13 protein-coding genes and 1 tRNA gene are annotated in these 15,837 nt (G+C 59.6%); all 14 read right to left on the bottom strand.

Annotated features, from left to right (window positions below; translation table 11 throughout):
- A partial coding sequence (locus tag AZSI13_RS15100) for a GTP-binding protein (protein ID WP_235609792.1) occupies nucleotides 1-155 on the bottom strand: 155 nt, incomplete at its 3' end.
- Nucleotides 156-186: 31 nt separating this feature from the next.
- The gene (gene fusA, locus AZSI13_RS15095) at nucleotides 187-2,280 is read right to left on the bottom strand and encodes an elongation factor G (RefSeq protein WP_109042020.1); all 2,094 of its coding nucleotides are present in this window, start codon (nucleotides 2,278-2,280) and stop codon (nucleotides 187-189) included.
- Between the two features lie 38 nt (nucleotides 2,281-2,318).
- Entirely contained in the window at nucleotides 2,319-2,789 is a 471-nt protein-coding gene (rpsG, locus tag AZSI13_RS15090) for a 30S ribosomal protein S7 (protein WP_109042019.1), read from the bottom strand.
- Nucleotides 2,790-2,890: 101 nt separating this feature from the next.
- A complete protein-coding gene (gene rpsL / locus AZSI13_RS15085) occupies nucleotides 2,891-3,268 on the bottom strand; it encodes a 30S ribosomal protein S12 (RefSeq protein WP_109042018.1) in 378 nt (125 codons plus the stop codon).
- 167 nt (nucleotides 3,269-3,435) lie between these two features.
- On the bottom strand, nucleotides 3,436-7,647 hold the full coding sequence (rpoC, locus tag AZSI13_RS15080) for a DNA-directed RNA polymerase subunit beta' (protein WP_109042017.1): 4,212 nt from the start codon (nucleotides 7,645-7,647) through the stop codon (nucleotides 3,436-3,438).
- Nucleotides 7,648-7,709: 62 nt separating this feature from the next.
- On the bottom strand, nucleotides 7,710-11,993 hold the full coding sequence (gene rpoB, locus AZSI13_RS15075; RefSeq protein ID WP_109042016.1) for a DNA-directed RNA polymerase subunit beta: 4,284 nt from the start codon (nucleotides 11,991-11,993) through the stop codon (nucleotides 7,710-7,712).
- A gap of 264 nt (nucleotides 11,994-12,257) precedes the next feature.
- Complete coding sequence (rplL, locus tag AZSI13_RS15070; protein WP_109042015.1) at nucleotides 12,258-12,632, bottom strand: 50S ribosomal protein L7/L12; 375 nt, start codon at nucleotides 12,630-12,632, stop codon at nucleotides 12,258-12,260.
- A 49-nt stretch (nucleotides 12,633-12,681) separates the two neighbouring features.
- On the bottom strand, nucleotides 12,682-13,185 hold the full coding sequence (rplJ, locus tag AZSI13_RS15065) for a 50S ribosomal protein L10 (protein ID WP_109042014.1): 504 nt from the start codon (nucleotides 13,183-13,185) through the stop codon (nucleotides 12,682-12,684).
- Nucleotides 13,186-13,436: 251 nt separating this feature from the next.
- The gene (gene rplA / locus AZSI13_RS15060) at nucleotides 13,437-14,132 is read right to left on the bottom strand and encodes a 50S ribosomal protein L1 (protein WP_109042013.1); all 696 of its coding nucleotides are present in this window, start codon (nucleotides 14,130-14,132) and stop codon (nucleotides 13,437-13,439) included.
- 1 nt (nucleotide 14,133) lies between these two features.
- Nucleotides 14,134-14,565 (bottom strand): 50S ribosomal protein L11, encoded by a 432-nt coding sequence (rplK, locus tag AZSI13_RS15055; protein WP_109042012.1) that lies wholly within the window; start codon nucleotides 14,563-14,565, stop codon nucleotides 14,134-14,136.
- Between the two features lie 125 nt (nucleotides 14,566-14,690).
- Nucleotides 14,691-15,224: a transcription termination/antitermination protein NusG gene (gene nusG, locus AZSI13_RS15050; protein WP_109042011.1), complete on the bottom strand. Its 534-nt coding sequence runs from the start codon at nucleotides 15,222-15,224 to the stop codon at nucleotides 14,691-14,693.
- Nucleotides 15,221-15,574 (bottom strand): preprotein translocase subunit SecE, encoded by a 354-nt coding sequence (gene secE, locus AZSI13_RS15045; protein WP_109042010.1) that lies wholly within the window; start codon nucleotides 15,572-15,574, stop codon nucleotides 15,221-15,223. The genes nusG and secE overlap by 4 nt, the downstream gene beginning before the upstream one ends.
- Nucleotides 15,575-15,594: 20 nt before the next feature.
- A tRNA-Trp gene (locus AZSI13_RS15040) sits at nucleotides 15,595-15,670 on the bottom strand.
- A gap of 59 nt (nucleotides 15,671-15,729) precedes the next feature.
- Nucleotides 15,730-15,837, bottom strand: a 108-nt coding sequence (locus tag AZSI13_RS15035; protein ID WP_080495549.1) for an elongation factor Tu, incomplete at its 5' end; no start/stop codon positions are given.

Raw genomic sequence — 15,837 nt, 5'->3', positions numbered from 1 at the left:
GCGTCGATCTGGTCGTAAGCCTTGGCTTCGCCACCGAACTTCTTGGACAGAATGGTGGTGATAGCAGCAGTCAGCGTGGTCTTACCGTGGTCAACGTGACCGATGGTGCCCACATTCACGTGCGGCTTCGTACGTTCAAACTTTTCCTTGGCCATCTTTCAATTCCTCGATTCGAAAATAGTCAGATTACTTCTTGTTAATCACGGCTTCGGCGACGTTCTTCGGCGCCTCGGAGTAGTGCTTGAACTCCATGGAGTAGGTCGCACGACCCTGGGTCAGGGAGCGCAGCTGGGTGGCGTAGCCGAACATTTCAGCCAGGGGCACTTCAGCCTTCACTTCCTTGATGCCGCCGGGCAGATCATCCATACCCTGGACGATACCGCGACGACCGGACAGGTCACCCATCACGTTGCCCATGTAGTCTTCCGGCGTTTCCACCACAACAGCCATCATGGGCTCAAGCAGGGTGGGCTGAGCCTTGCGCATACCTTCCTTGAAAGCCATGGAGGCGGCCATGCGGAAGGCGTTTTCGTTGGAGTCCACATCGTGGTAGGAACCGTCGAACAGCGTGAACTTGACATCGACCACAGGGAAGCCAGCCAGCACACCGCTCGTCACAGCGTCTTGCAGACCCTTATCCACCGCAGGGATGTATTCACGGGGTACGGTACCGCCCTTGATCATGTCCACGAACTCGTAGCCCTTGCCAGCTTCGTTCGGCTCCAGCTTGATCCAGACGTGACCGTACTGACCGCGGCCGCCGGACTGCTTGACGAACTTGCCTTCTTGCTCGACAGACTTCTTGATGCACTCGCGGTAGGCCACCTGGGGAGCACCCACGTTGGCTTCCACACCGAACTCGCGCTTCATGCGGTCCACGATAATTTCCAGGTGCAGCTCGCCCATACCGGAAATAATGGTCTGACCGGATTCTTCATCGGTGCGCACGCGGAAGGAAGGATCTTCAGCAGCCAGGCGGTTCAGGGCAATGCCCATCTTTTCCTGGTCAGCTTTGGTCTTCGGCTCCACAGCCACGTGAATCACGGGGTCCGGGAATTCCATACGCTCGAGAATGATCGGAGCATCGGGATCGCACAGGGTCTCACCCGTGGTCACTTCCTTCAGGCCCACGCAAGCGGCGATGTCGCCCGCCAGCACCTCCTTGATTTCTTCCCGCTCGTTGGCGTGCATCTGCAGAATGCGGCCGATCCGTTCCTTACGACCCTTGATGGGGTTGTAGATGGTGGAACCGGAAGCCAGCACGCCGGAATACACGCGCACGAAGGTCAGTTGACCGACGTAGGGGTCGGTCATCAGCTTGAAAGCGAGGGCGGAGAACTTGGAGTCGTCGGAAGCAACGCGGGTATCCCGCTCGCCGTTTTCCTTCTCGCCTTCGACCGGGGGAATATCCACCGGGGAGGGCAGCAACTGGATCACGGCATCCAGCATGCGCTGCACGCCCTTGTTCTTGAAGGCAGTGCCGCACAGCATCGGCTGAATTTCGCAGTTGATGGTACGCGTACGCAGACCCTTGATGATGTCAGCCTCGGGCAGATCACCATTTTCCAGGTACTGGTTCATCAGCTCTTCGGAAGCTTCAGCAGCGGCTTCGACCATCTGCTCACGCCAGGTAGCAGCGACTTCGACCAGGTCAGCCGGCACGTCGACATAGTCGAACTTCATGCCTTGGGAAGCTTCGTCCCAAATGATGGCCTTGTTCTTGATCAGATCGACCACGCCGGTGAAGGTATCTTCAGCACCGATCGGAATAACGATGGGCACAGGATTGGCCTTCAGACGGGTCTTCATCTGCTCGACCACCTTGAAGAAGTTGGCACCGGAACGGTCCATCTTGTTCACGAAGGCCAGACGGGGCACCTTGTACTTGTTGGCCTGACGCCACACGGTTTCGGACTGGGGCTGCACGCCACCCACAGCGCAATAGACCATGCAAGCACCGTCCAAAACACGCATGGAACGCTCCACCTCGATGGTGAAGTCCACGTGCCCCGGGGTGTCGATGATGTTAAAACGGTGCTCGGGGAAGGAACTGTCCATCCCCTTCCAGAAACAGGTGGTAGCAGCGGAGGTGATGGTAATACCACGCTCCTGCTCCTGCTCCATCCAGTCCATGGTGGCAGCACCGTCGTGCACTTCACCGATCTTGTGGTTCACACCGGTGTAGAAAAGAATACGCTCGGTAGTAGTCGTCTTGCCGGCGTCAATGTGAGCGCTGATACCGATATTGCGGTAGCGCTCGATGGGAGTTTTGCGAGCCACGTTAGTAACCTTCGCTGTAAACGTTCGTCAGGAGACGATTAGAAACGGTAGTGAGCGAAAGCCTTGTTGGCTTCGGCCATGCGGTGCACTTCATCACGCTTCTTGACAGCGCCACCGCGGTTTTCGGCAGCTTCAAGCATTTCGGCAGCCAAGCGCAGACCCATGGTCTTCTCGGAGCGCTTGCGGGCAGCTTCACGCAGCCAACGCATGGCCAGCGCCATACGACGGGCGGGACGCACTTCCACGGGCACCTGGTAGTTGGCACCACCGACGCGACGGGACTTCACTTCCACCATGGGACGCACGTTGGCGATGGCGGAGGAGAAGACTTCCAGCGGATCCTTGCCGGACTTGGTGGAAATCTGCTCGAAAGCACCGTAGACGATACGCTCGGCCACGGACTTCTTGCCGCTTTGCATCACGGCGTTCACAAACTTGGAGACATCCACGCTACCGAACTTGGGATCGGGCAGAATGTCGCGTTTCGGTACTTCACGACGACGGGGCATATTTACCTCACTGGTTCACTATTCAGTTGCCACATTCCGGAACTAAAAATGCAGCAAGGCCGCCCACCATGGGCGGCCACTTACTAAAGCCACTTAAAAAATTAAGCAGCCTTCGGACGCTTGGCCCCGTACTTGGAACGGGACTGCTTACGATCCTTGACGCCCTGGGTATCCAGGGAGCCACGCACGGTGTGGTAACGCACACCGGGCAAGTCCTTCACACGACCACCGCGGATCAGCACCACGGAGTGCTCCTGCAAGTTGTGGCCTTCACCACCAATGTAGGAAATCACCTCGAAACCGTTGGTCAGGCGCACCTTGCAAACCTTACGCAGTGCGGAGTTCGGCTTCTTCGGGGTGGTGGTGTAAACACGGGTGCACACGCCACGCTTCTGAGGGCACTTCTCCAGAGCAGGAACCTTGCTCTTGGTGATTTCAGCCTCGCGGGGCTTGCGCACGAGTTGGTTGATGGTCGGCATAACTAATCCTCAATTAGGCGGCTTTGCCGCCAGGCACCACGCCCTTGCGGGTCGCTGGTGATTTTTATATCCAAGCAAAGGCAATGATTAGCCTTTGCCGCGAAAAGACCCGGGATTTTATTGGGAAGCAACCCCCGAGTCAACGGCTGCTTCCCTTCCCGCTTTATTTAAATGGCGTCGCCAGCAGCCGGAGCTTCTTCGGTTACGGCAACTTCCTCGACCATCAGGTCGCGACCGGCAGCCTGATCGTTGCCGGCAGCCTGCTGGCGACGAGAGTTGTGATAAGCCAAACCAGTACCCGCCGGAATCAGACGACCCACGATCACGTTTTCCTTCAGGCCGCGCAGCTCGTCGCGCTTGCCCATGATGGCGGCTTCCGTCAGCACGCGGGTGGTTTCCTGGAAGGAGGCCGCGGAGATGAAGGAATCGGTGGACAAGGAGGCCTTGGTAATACCCAGGAGCATGTAGTCATAGGTCGCCGGCAGCTTGCCGCTGGCGGACGCACGATCGTTCTCGTCCAACACTTCGGCCCGCTCAACCTGCTCGCTCTTGATGAACTTGGTATCACCGGGTTCAGTGATGGTGACTCGACGCAGCATCTGGCGCACGATGACTTCGATGTGCTTGTCGTTAATCTTCACGCCCTGCAGACGGTACACATCCTGCACTTCGTCGGTAATGTAGCGAGCCAGGGCCTCAACGCCCTTGAGCTTGAGGATTTCATGGGGATCGGGTTCGCCGTCCACAATCACCTCGCCCTTATTCACCACCTGACCGTCGTGCACCATGACGTGCTTGTCCTTCAGGATCAGGTACTCGTGGGCCACGCCGTCCATGTCGGTAATAACCAGACGCTGCTTGCCCTTGGTGTCCTTACCGAAGGAAACGGTACCGGTGTACTCGGCCAGCATCCCCACGTCCTTCGGGGTACGAGCTTCGAACAGTTCTGCCACGCGGGGCAGACCGCCGGTAATGTCGCGGGTCTTGGCGGATTCCTGGGGAATCTTAGCCAGTACGTCGCCGACACCTACCTGCTGGCCGTCAGCCACGGTAATGATGGAGCCCACCTGGAAGGTGATGGCCACGGCATGCTCGGTGCCGTGCATCTTCACTTCCTGGCCATTTTCATCCAGCAGCTTGACCTGGGGACGCAGGCCCTTGGCCTGGGCCTTGCCGCCGCGCTTGGGGTCGATCACCACCAGGGTGGACAGGCCGGTCACATCGTCGATCTGCTTGGCGACGGTGGAGCCCTCTTCCACGTTTTCGAACTTGATGGTACCGGCGTACTCGGTAATCATCGGACGGGTATGGGGATCCCAGGTCGCCAGGGTAGCGCCGGCCTTCACCACTTGACCGTCATCGGCGGCCAGGGTGGCGCCGTAGGGCACCTTGTGGCGTTCGCGTTCGCGACCATTCTCATCCGTCACCAGCACTTCGCCGGAACGGGTAAAGACGATCTTCTCGCCCTTGACGTTGGTCACGTAGCGCATGGTGGCAGTAAAGCGCACCACACCGTTGGACTTGGTATCGACACGGTCGGCCACGGCCGCACGGGAAGCCGCACCACCGACGTGGAAGGTCCGCATGGTCAGCTGGGTACCCGGCTCGCCGATGGACTGGGCAGCGATCACGCCGACTGCTTCGCCCACGTTCACCATGCTGCCGCGACCCAGATCGCGGCCATAGCACTTGGCGCACAGACCGTAGCGGGTATCGCAGGTCAGCGGGGTACGCACCTTCACTTCATCGATACCCAGCTGGTCGATCAGATCGCACAGATCTTCGTCCACCAGGGTGCCGGCTTCAATGACGGTTTCTTCGTTTTCAGGATTGACCACATCGGCTGCGGTCACGCGGCCCAGGATACGGTCGCGCAGCGGCTCGATAACCTCGCCGCCCTCGATCAGGGCCTTCATGGTGGCGCCGTTTTCGGTGCCGCAATCGTCTTCCGTCACCACCAGATCCTGGGTCACGTCCACCAGACGACGGGTCAGGTAGCCGGAGTTGGCGGTCTTCAGTGCCGTATCGGCCAGACCCTTCCGCGCACCGTGGGTGGAGATGAAGTACTGAAGCACGTTCAGGCCTTCACGGAAGTTGGTGGTAATGGGGGTCTCGATAATGGAACCATCGGGCTTGGCCATCAGGCCCCGCATACCGGCCAGCTGACGAATCTGGGCCGCGGAACCCCGGGCGCCGGAGTCAGCCATCATGTAGATGGAGTTGAAGGATTCCTGCTTCACGGTCTTGCCGTGGCGGTCCACCACCTCTTCGTGGCCCAGCTGCTCCATCATGACCTTTGCCACCTGGTCGCCGGTACGGCCCCAGATATCCACAACCTTGTTGTAGCGCTCACCGAAGGTCACCAGACCGTTGGTGTATTGGGTTTCGATTTCCTTAACTTCCTTCTCGGCCTCGGCGATGATGGTGTGCTTTTCGGTCGGCACACGCATGTCGTCGGAGCAGAAGGAAATGCCGGCGCGGGTTGCCAGGGCGTAGCCGTTCTGCATCAGCTTGTCGGCGAACACCACGGTATCCTTCAGGCCGCAACGGCGATAGGAAGTGTTGATCAGCTTGGAGATTTCCTTCTTCTTCAGGGCCCGGTCAATCACGCTGAACGGCAGCCCCTTGGGCAGGATCTCGGAAAGGATGGCACGGCCGCAGGTGGTGTTGTAGCGGGTGATTTTCTCGACCCACTCACCGCTTTCGCCGCGCACATATTCCTTCAGGCGCACGGACACCTTGGCATGCAGGTCGGCCTGGCCGGAATTGACGGCGCGCAGCACTTCGCCCACGTCGGCGAAATTCATACCTTCGCCCTTGGCGTTGATGCGGTCACGGGTGGCGTAGTACAGACCCAGCACGATATCCTGGGAGGGCACAATGATCGGCTCGCCGTTGGCCGGGGAAAGCACGTTGTTGGAGGCCAGCATCAGGGTGCGGGCTTCCATCTGGGCTTCCAGGGACAGGGGCACGTGCACAGCCATCTGGTCGCCGTCAAAGTCGGCGTTGAAGGCAGCACAAACCAGGGGATGCAGCTGAATGGCCTTGCCTTCGATCAGGACCGGCTCGAAGGCCTGGATACCCAGACGGTGCAGGGTCGGCGCGCGGTTCAGCATGACCGGATGTTCGCGGATGACGTCTTCCAGGATGTCCCAAACCACCGGTTCCTGGGATTCGACCATCTTCTTGGCCTGCTTGATGGTGGTTGCCAGACCCATCAGTTCCAGCTTGTGGAAGATGAAGGGCTTGAACAGTTCCAGGGCCATCAGCTTGGGCAGACCGCACTGGTGCAACTTGAGCTGGGGACCCACCACGATCACGGAACGGCCGGAGTAGTCCACCCGCTTGCCCAGCAAGTTCTGACGGAAGCGACCGCCCTTACCCTTGATCATGTCGGCCAGGGACTTCAGGGGGCGCTTGTTGGCACCGGTCATGGCCTTGCCGCGACGACCGTTGTCCAGCAGGGAGTCCACGGATTCCTGCAGCATGCGCTTTTCGTTGCGCACGATGATTTCCGGGGCCTTCAGTTCCAGCAGGCGCTTCAGACGGTTGTTCCGGTTGATGACGCGACGGTAGAGGTCGTTCAGATCGGAAGTAGCGAAGCGGCCGCCATCCAGCGGCACCAGGGGACGCAGGTCCGGGGGCAACACGGGCAGGACTTCGAGGATCATCCAGTCGGGCTTGATGCCGGACTTCTGGAAGCCTTCGAGAATCTTCAGGCGCTTGGCAATCTTCTTGTTCTTGGCTTCGGAGCCGGTGGTTTCCAGTTCGCCGCGCAGACGCTCGACTTCGTGGTCCAGATCCAGGGTGCGCAGCAGTTCGCGCACGGCCTCGGCACCCATCAGGGCGACAAAGTCGTCACCGTATTCTTCCACCTTGGCCAGGTAGTCGTCTTCGGTCAGCAGCTGGGCCCGGTTGAGGGACGTCATGCCGGGTTCGATCACCACGTAGGCTTCGAAGTACAGGACCCGCTCGATGTCGCGCAGGGTCATGTCCAGCACCATGCCCAGACGGCTGGGCAGGGACTTGAGGAACCAGATGTGGGCAGTCGGGCTGGCCAGCTCGATATGGCCCATGCGCTCGCGGCGCACCTTGGCCAGGGTCACTTCGACGCCGCACTTCTCGCAGATCACACCGCGGTGCTTGAGGCGCTTGTACTTGCCGCACAGGCACTCGTAATCCTTGATGGGTCCAAAGATCTTGGCGCAGAAGAGGCCATCGCGCTCGGGCTTGAAAGTACGGTAGTTGATGGTTTCCGGCTTTTTAACTTCGCCGTAGGACCAGGACCGGATCTTGTCCGGGGACGCGAGACTGATGGTAATCGCGTCGAATTCTTCTTCCTGGGACACCTGCTTAAACAGATCGAGCAGTGCTTTCATCGTTCACTCCAACCGGGGCGAGAACCCAAAATTATTACGTAACCGTGTTTACCAGGGAGCGCTTAGAAGCGCTCCAGGTCGATATCGATCGCCAGGGAGCGGATTTCCTTCACCAGCACGTTGAAGGATTCCGGCATGCCGGCATCGATCTTGTGCTCGCCCTTGACGATGTTTTCGTAGACCTTGGTCCGGCCATTCACGTCATCCGACTTCACGGTCAGCATTTCCTGCAGCACGTAGGAGGCACCGTAAGCTTCCAGGGCCCACACTTCCATTTCACCGAAGCGCTGACCACCGAACTGAGCCTTACCGCCCAGGGGCTGCTGGGTCACCAGGCTGTACGGACCGGTGGAACGGGCGTGCATCTTGTCATCCACCAAGTGGTGCAGCTTCAGGTAGTGCATGTAGCCCACGGTAACCTGACGCTCGAAGGCATCGCCAGTACGGCCGTCGTGCAGGGTGATCTGACCGGATTCAGGCATGCCGGCAAGACGCAGCATGGCCTTGATTTCGGCTTCGTCAGCACCGTCGAACACCGGGGTGGCGAAAGGCACGCCGGAGGTCAGGTTGGCTGCCAGTTCGAGGATTTCCTTGTCGTTCAACTCATTCAGGTTTTCCTTCTTACCTTCGGAGTTGTAGATCTCTTCCAGGAACTTGCGCACTTCGGCAGCCTTGGCGCCGGCCTGCAGCATGTCGCCGATCTTGTAGCCCAGGCCCTTGGCAGCCCAGCCCAGGTGAACTTCGAGAATCTGGCCGACGTTCATCCGGGACGGCACACCCAGGGGGTTCAGCACGATATCCACAGGGCGGCCATCGGCCATGTAAGGCATGTCTTCGACGGGAACGATGCGGGAGACCACACCCTTGTTACCGTGACGGCCGGCCATCTTGTCACCAGGCTGCAGACGACGCTTCACGGCCACATAGACCTTGACCATCTTCTGCACGCCGGGGGGCAGTTCGTCGCCCTGGGTCAGTTTCTTGCGCTTCTCTTCGAAGGCAATGTCGAAGTCCTTGCGGGTCTGCTCAAGGGATTCCTTGAGCTGTTCCAGCTGCTGGGCCACTTCTTCGTCGGCCATGCGGACGTCGAACCAGTTGTGGGGATCGATGCCTTCCAGGTAATCCTGGGTCACCACAGTGCCCTTGGCCAGCTTCTTCGGGCCGCCGTTGGCCGGCTTGCCGGTGATCAGACGGCCGACACGGGCGAAGGTGTCGCGTTCCACGATGCGCATCTGGTCGGCCAGATCCTGCTTGTAGCCACGCAGGTGGTCGTCAATGATGGACTGGGCGCGCTTGTCGCGCTCGATGCCTTCGCGGGTGAACACCTGCACGTCGATGACGGTACCGGCGATGCCCGAGGGCACGCGCAGGGAGGTGTCCTTAACGTCGGAGGCCTTTTCACCGAAGATGGCGCGCAGCAGCTTCTCTTCGGGGGTGAGCTGGGTCTCGCCCTTGGGCGTGACCTTACCCACCAGCACGTCACCGGCTTCGACTTCAGCGCCGATGTACACCACGCCGGATTCATCCAGGCGGGACAGCTGGGCTTCGCCGAGGGAAGCGATGTCGCGGGTAATTTCTTCAGGCCCGAGCTTGGTATCCCGAGCCACCACGGTCAGTTCTTCGATGTGGATGGAGGTGTAGCGATCTTCCGCCACCACGCGCTCGGAAATGAGGATCGAGTCTTCGAAGTTGTAGCCGTTCCAGGGCATGAAGGCGATCAGCATGTTCTGGCCAAGGGCCAGTTCGCCCTTGTCAGTGGATGCGCCATCGGCCACCACATCGCCCTTGGCGATGATGTCACCCATCTTCACCAGCGGACGCTGGTTGATGTTGGTGTTCTGGTTGGAACGGGTGTACTTGGTCAGGTTGTAGATGTCCACGCCGACTTCGCCCGGCACGGTTTCATCATCATGCACCCGGACCACGACACGGGACGCATCGACGTAATCGACCACGCCGCCCCGCAGGGCTTGCACGGCGGTGCCGGAGTCCACGGCCACGGTACGTTCGATGCCGGTGCCGACCAGGGGCTTTTCGGGACGCAGGCAGGGCACGGCCTGACGCTGCATGTTGGCACCCATCAGTGCACGGTTCGCGTCATCATGCTCAAGGAACGGAATCAGAGACGCGGCGACGGAAACGATCTGGCCCGGGGCCACGTCCATGTACTGGACACGGGCCGGCTCAGCCAGGATGGTTTCGCCTTTTTCACGGCAGGTCACCAGTTCGTCCACCAGGGTGCCCTTGCCATCCAGCGCGGCGTTGGCCTGGGCCACCACGTAAGCGCCTTCTTCAATGGCAGACAGGTATTCGATCTGGTCGGTTACCTTGCCATCCACCACCTTGCGGTAGGGAGTTTCCAGGAAGCCGTAGGAGTTGGTACGGGCGAACAGGGCCAGGGAGTTGATCAGGCCGATGTTCGGGCCTTCCGGCGTTTCAATCGGGCAGACGCGACCGTAGTGGGTCGGATGCACGTCGCGCACTTCGAAGCCGGCGCGTTCGCGGGTCAGACCGCCCGGGCCCAGGGCGGAAACACGCCGCTTGTGGGTGATCTCGGACAGCGGGTTGGTCTGGTCCATGAACTGGGAGAGCTGGCTGGAACCGAAGAATTCCTTGATAGCGGCGCTGATCGGCTTGGCATTGATCAGGTCGTGGGGCATCAGGTTGTCGGATTCAGCCTGGGACAGACGTTCCTTGACGGCGCGCTCGACGCGGACCAGACCGGCACGGAACTGGTTTTCGGCCAGTTCACCGACGGAACGCACGCGGCGGTTGCCCAGGTGGTCAATGTCGTCGATTTCGCCGCGACCGTTGCGCAGCTCCACCAGCAGCTTGATGGATTCCACGATGTCGCGGGGAGACAGGGTCAGTTGCTCGCGCACTTCGACGTTGGCGCCCAGGGTCTTCAGCTGTGCAGCCAGGGCCACGGCAGCTTCCTCGGTGAGGTTCTCGGCGGCGGAGCGGGAGCCGTACTGCAGCTCGTTCAGGGTCTCCTGCACCGTGCCCTGGTTGGCGCCGGTGAATTCGGCGATGGCCTTGGCAATGGCTTCGGTCTTGTGCGGCGCGTGGTTGATGGTGACCTTGTACTCGACCACATCGGGGCGACCGATGCGGCGATTGAACTTCATGCGGCCGACGCCAGAGAGGTCGTAGCGCTCGTCGGAGTAGAAAAGGCCATTGAAAAGGATTTCAACGGCTTCTTCGGTGGGCGGCTCACCGGGGCGCATCATGCGATAGATGGCAACGCGGGCAGCCTGCTTGGAGACGGTATCGTCAGCACGCAGGGTGTTGGAGATGAAGGCACCACGGTCCAGGTCGTTGGTGTAGAGGGCCTGGAACTCGGCCACACCGGCTTCCCGCAGCTTGGCCAGCAGGGATTCGGTGATCTCGTCATTGGCGTTGGCGATGACTTCGCCGCTGTCCTTGTCGATGATGTTGTGGCCAATGACGCGGCCGACGAGGAAATCGTCAGGCACGGCAATGTGCTTGATGCCGGCCGCATCCAGATCACGGATGTGCTTGGCGGTGATGCGCTTGTCCTTGGGGACAATGACCTTGCCAGCCTTGTCGCAGAAGTCGAAGCGGGCCGTTTCGCCCCGCAGGCGCTCGGGCACCAGGGTGAAATCGGCACCGTTCTTCAGCAACTTGAAATCGTCGAATTCAAAGAAACCGGCCAGGATCTGCTCATTGGTCAGGCCGATAGCCTTGAGCAGAGTGGTGACGGGCATCTTGCGGCGACGGTCAACGCGGAAGAAGAGGATGTCCTTGGGGTCGAACTCGAAGTCCAGCCAGGAACCGCGGTAGGGAATCACGCGGGCGGAGAACAGCAGCTTGCCGGAGGAGTGGGTCTTGCCTCGATCGTGCTCGAAGAACACGCCAGGAGAGCGGTGCAGCTGGGAAACGATGACCCGCTCGGTACCGTTGATGACGAAGGAGCCGGTGGTGGTCATGAGCGGAATTTCGCCCATGTACACTTCTTGCTCCTTCACTTCCTTCACGGTATCCGGGGTTTCCCGGTCCATGATGACCAAGCGCACCCTGGCGCGCAGGGCGGAGGCGAAGGTCAGGCCCCGCTGCTGACATTCCTTGACGTCAAAGGTCGGCTCGGCCAGCTGGTAGCTGACGAACTCAAGACGTGCGTTGCCGGAATGGGAAACGATGGGGAAGATGGAGCCGAAAGCAGCCTGAAGGCCTTGACTGCGACGCTTGGCGGTAGGCAGTTCCGCCTGCAGGAAGGCCGTGTACGACTCCAGCTGGGTGGCCAGCAGGAAAGGCACGTCGAGCACGCTTGCACGCTTGGCAAAACTCTTGCGGATGCGTTTTTTCTCGGTGTAGGAGTAGGTCATGGTCGCTCCGAGCTCAGAAAGCAAAATTCCTCGAAAGAGGTTGGACCCGCCAAAAATACCGGCGGTTGCAACGGATAAACGCAAGCTTCATCAACTGCGGTGCTGCTCGGCCAGATGGCCCGAAGATGATGCTTGCGTTTATACGTTGCGGGATTACATCGACTGCGTACTGCGGTTACAGCTTGCTACTCAATTGCACGCTTCGGAAAAGCACAAATGGGCTGGCGGCAAAAATGCCGCCAGCCCACGAAACGCGAGGCGAAATTACTTGATTTCGACCTTGGCGCCAGCTTCTTCCAGTTGCTTCTTCAGGGCTTCAGCATCAGCCTTGGAGACGCCTTCCTTCACAGCCTTGGGAGCGCCATCAACGACGTCCTTAGCTTCCTTCAGGCCCAGGCCGGTAGCAGCGCGGACGACCTTGATGACTTCAACCTTCTTGTCGCCAGCAGCAGCCAGGACCACGGTGAATTCGGTCTGCTCTTCAGCAGCAGCAGCACCAGCACCAGCGCCGGGGGCAGCCACGGCCATAGCGGCAGCGGAAACGCCAAACTTCTCTTCGAAAGCCTTGACCAGGTCGTTCAGGTCCATAACGGTCATGGAACCGACGGCTTCCAGGATGTCTTCTTTGGTAATAGCCATTTAGATAACTCCTAATTCAAATCAGATAAGCAAGTGTTCGACAGGCCGATCAGGCAGCAGCGCCTTCGGCTTCGCGCTTCTTGGCGAGAGCGCCCATGGCCACGGCAAAGCCGGACACGGGAGCCTTCATCACGCCCAGCAGCTTGGCCAGCAGCTCGTCGCGGCTCGGGATGGAAGCCAGGGCTTGCACAGCGGCTTTATCCAGCACCTTACCTGCGTAAGAACCTGCCTTCAGCACCAGCTTGTCGTTGGTCTTGGCAAAGTCGTTGAGAACCTTGGCAGCAGCCACAGGGTCAGCGGACACGCTGTAAATCAGCGGACCGACCATGTGATCAGCCAGGCCGGCGAAGGCGGTGTCAGCCACCGCACGACGCACCAGGGTGTTTTTCAGCACGCGCAGGTAAACACCAGATTCGCGGGCCTTCTTGCGCAGCACGGTGAGGTGAGCCACCTCGATGCCACGGTACTCGGCCACCACGATGGTCTGGGCTTTGGCTACCTGAGCCGACACCTCTGCCACGACGGCTTTCTTGTCATTAAGATTGAGACCCATGGGTCTTTCCTCCTTTCAAGTCTAAACACGGCAGGTCATGCAACCCACCGCACCCACGGCGACCTGAATCAGGGAATCGCACCGGCGAACCGGCAAAATCCTGTTTCGGGAACACCGTCTGCGCAGGCTTCTTACGAAACTTAAGCCCCGGACCGAAAGCATCCTCGGCACCTGCGGTCTTTGACGATCCGGGCCCCGCCATCGAAACGGCGGGGCCCGGCCCAAAGTTCTTTACAGCGTTCTGGCGCGGATTAGACGACCAGAGTGGCTTGATCGACGCGCACGCCGGGGCCCATGGTGGCGGACACGGCGACCTTGCGCAGATATTGGCCCTTGGCAGCGGCCGGCTTGGCCTTGTTCAGAGCTTCAATCAGAGCCTTCAGGTTCTCTTCCAGCTTTTCAACCGGGAAGGAAGCGCGACCGATGGTAGCGTGCACGATACCGCCCTTGTCGGTACGGTACTGAACCTGACCAGCCTTGGCGTTCTTGACGGCGGTAGCCACATCCATGGTCACGGTGCCAACCTTGGGGTTGGGCATCAGGCCGCGGGGGCCCAGAATCTGACCCAGGGCACCGACGACGCGCATGGCATCGGGAGTGGCGATAACCACGTCGAAATTCAGATTGCCGCCCTTGACCTGTTCGGCCAGGTCGTCGAAGCCGACGATATCGGCACCAGCAGCCTTGGCTGCCTCGGCCTTGTCGCCCTGGGCGAACACGGCGACGCGCACGGACTTGCCGGTACCGGCGGGCAGTACGACGGAGCCGCGCACCAGCTGGTCGGACTTACGGGGATCGATACCCAGATTGACGGCCACGTCAATGGACTCGTCAAACTTGGCAGTAGCGGTTTCCTTAGCCAGGTTCAGGGCTTCGGTAGCAGCGTAGACCTTGTTGCGGTCGATCTTGCCCTGCTGGGATTGTTGCTTTTTAGTCAGCTTAGCCATGTTACAGACCCTCCACCGTGATGCCCATGGACCGGGCAGAACCGGCGATGGTACGAACAGCAGCTTCCAGATCGGCAGCAGTCAGATCGGGAGCCTTGGTCTTGGCGATTTCTTCGCACTGGGCACGAGTAATCTTGCCTACCTTGTCGGTATGGGGCTTCGGAGAGCCCTTCTGAATACCAGCAGCCTTCTTGATCAGAATGGTGGCCGGCGGGGTCTTCATCACAAAGGTGAAAGACTTGTCCGCGAAAGCGGTAATCACCACGGGGATAGGCAGACCGGGTTCCACACCTTGGGTCTGGGCGTTAAAGGCCTTGCAGAACTCCATGATGTTGAGACCGCGCTGGCCCAGGGCGGGGCCGATGGGGGGCGAAGGATTCGCCTTGCCGGCCGGCACTTGCAGCTTGATAAAGCCGATGATTTTCTTTGCCATGATGGCTCCTGTGATATGAGTGTTAGCGCGCTTTCGACAAACCTGACCGCCTAATACGCTCCTCTGTGCCGGAATTGACGGGCCCGGCCCCGTTTAAAATCGTTTGCCGCCTCAGGCGGCGAGGCTCAGGACTTTTCGACCTGGCCGAATTCCAGCTCAACCGGCGTGGCCCGACCAAAAATGGTCACGGAAACACGCAGCTTGCTCTTTTCGTAATTGACGTCTTCCACAGAACCGTGGAAATCGGTGAAAGGACCTTCTTTGACACGTACCACTTCACCGATCTCGAACAGCGTCTTGGGACGAGGCTTTTCAACCCCCTCCTGCATCTGCTGCATGATCTTGTCCACTTCCTTTTCAGAAATGGGGGTGGGCTTGGTAGCCGTACCGCCGACAAAACCAGTGACCTTGGAAGTGTTCTTCACTAGATGCCAGGTATCGTCGTTCATCTCCATTTCCACCAGCACATAGCCGGGGAAGAACTTGCGTTCGGAAATGCTCTTCTGGCCGCCCTTCATTTCCACGACTTCTTCGACGGGAACGAGAATGCGACCAAAGAGGTCCTGCATGCCTGCACGCTGAACCCGATCGACCAGAGCCCGCTGCACGCTTTTTTCAAAACCGGAATAGGCGTGAACCACGTACCAGCGTTTACTCATGATTTTTTCCAGCCCAGGATCAGGTCATAGAGAAGCCATTCTAGGCTTTTGTCGGTCAGCCAAAGAAAAATGGCCATGACAACCATGAAAATGAAAACAATACCGGTAGTCTGCAAGGTTTCCTTGCGACTCGGCCAGACGACCTTTTTGGCCTCAGCCACCGCTTCCCGGGCAAAAACGAAAAAGCGCATCCCGGATTCGGTTTTCCAGGCAACAGCTGCCGCTGCCGCCAGGCCCACCAGAACCACCAGGACACGCAGGATCAATGCCTGCTCGGAAAGCACATAAAAGCCGGCCACGCCAGCGACGACCAGCAGGAGCGCCAGCGCAAACTTGATCTTGTCGGCCATGTATCTCTTGTCTTATTGGATGGCAGGGGCAGAGGGTCTCGAACCCCCAACCTTCGGTTTTGGAGACCGACGCTCTGCCAATTGAGCTATGCCCCTGCAGCAGAGACTACAAAAGCGCCCCGGGGACGGGACGCTTTCTTGAAACCGAGTAAAAATTACTCGATGATCTTGGCAACCACGCCGGCGCCGACGGTACGGCCACCTTCGCGGATAGCGAAGCGCAGACCTTCTTCCATGGCGATCGGGGCGATCAGCTTCACGGT

Origin of the sequence: Azospira sp. I13, from assembly GCF_003112695.1 — a bacterium.
Lineage (GTDB): Bacteria > Pseudomonadota > Gammaproteobacteria > Burkholderiales > Rhodocyclaceae > Azospira.
Note: the sequence above shows the minus strand (reverse complement) of the source record. Positions and strands in the feature narration are given on the sequence as shown.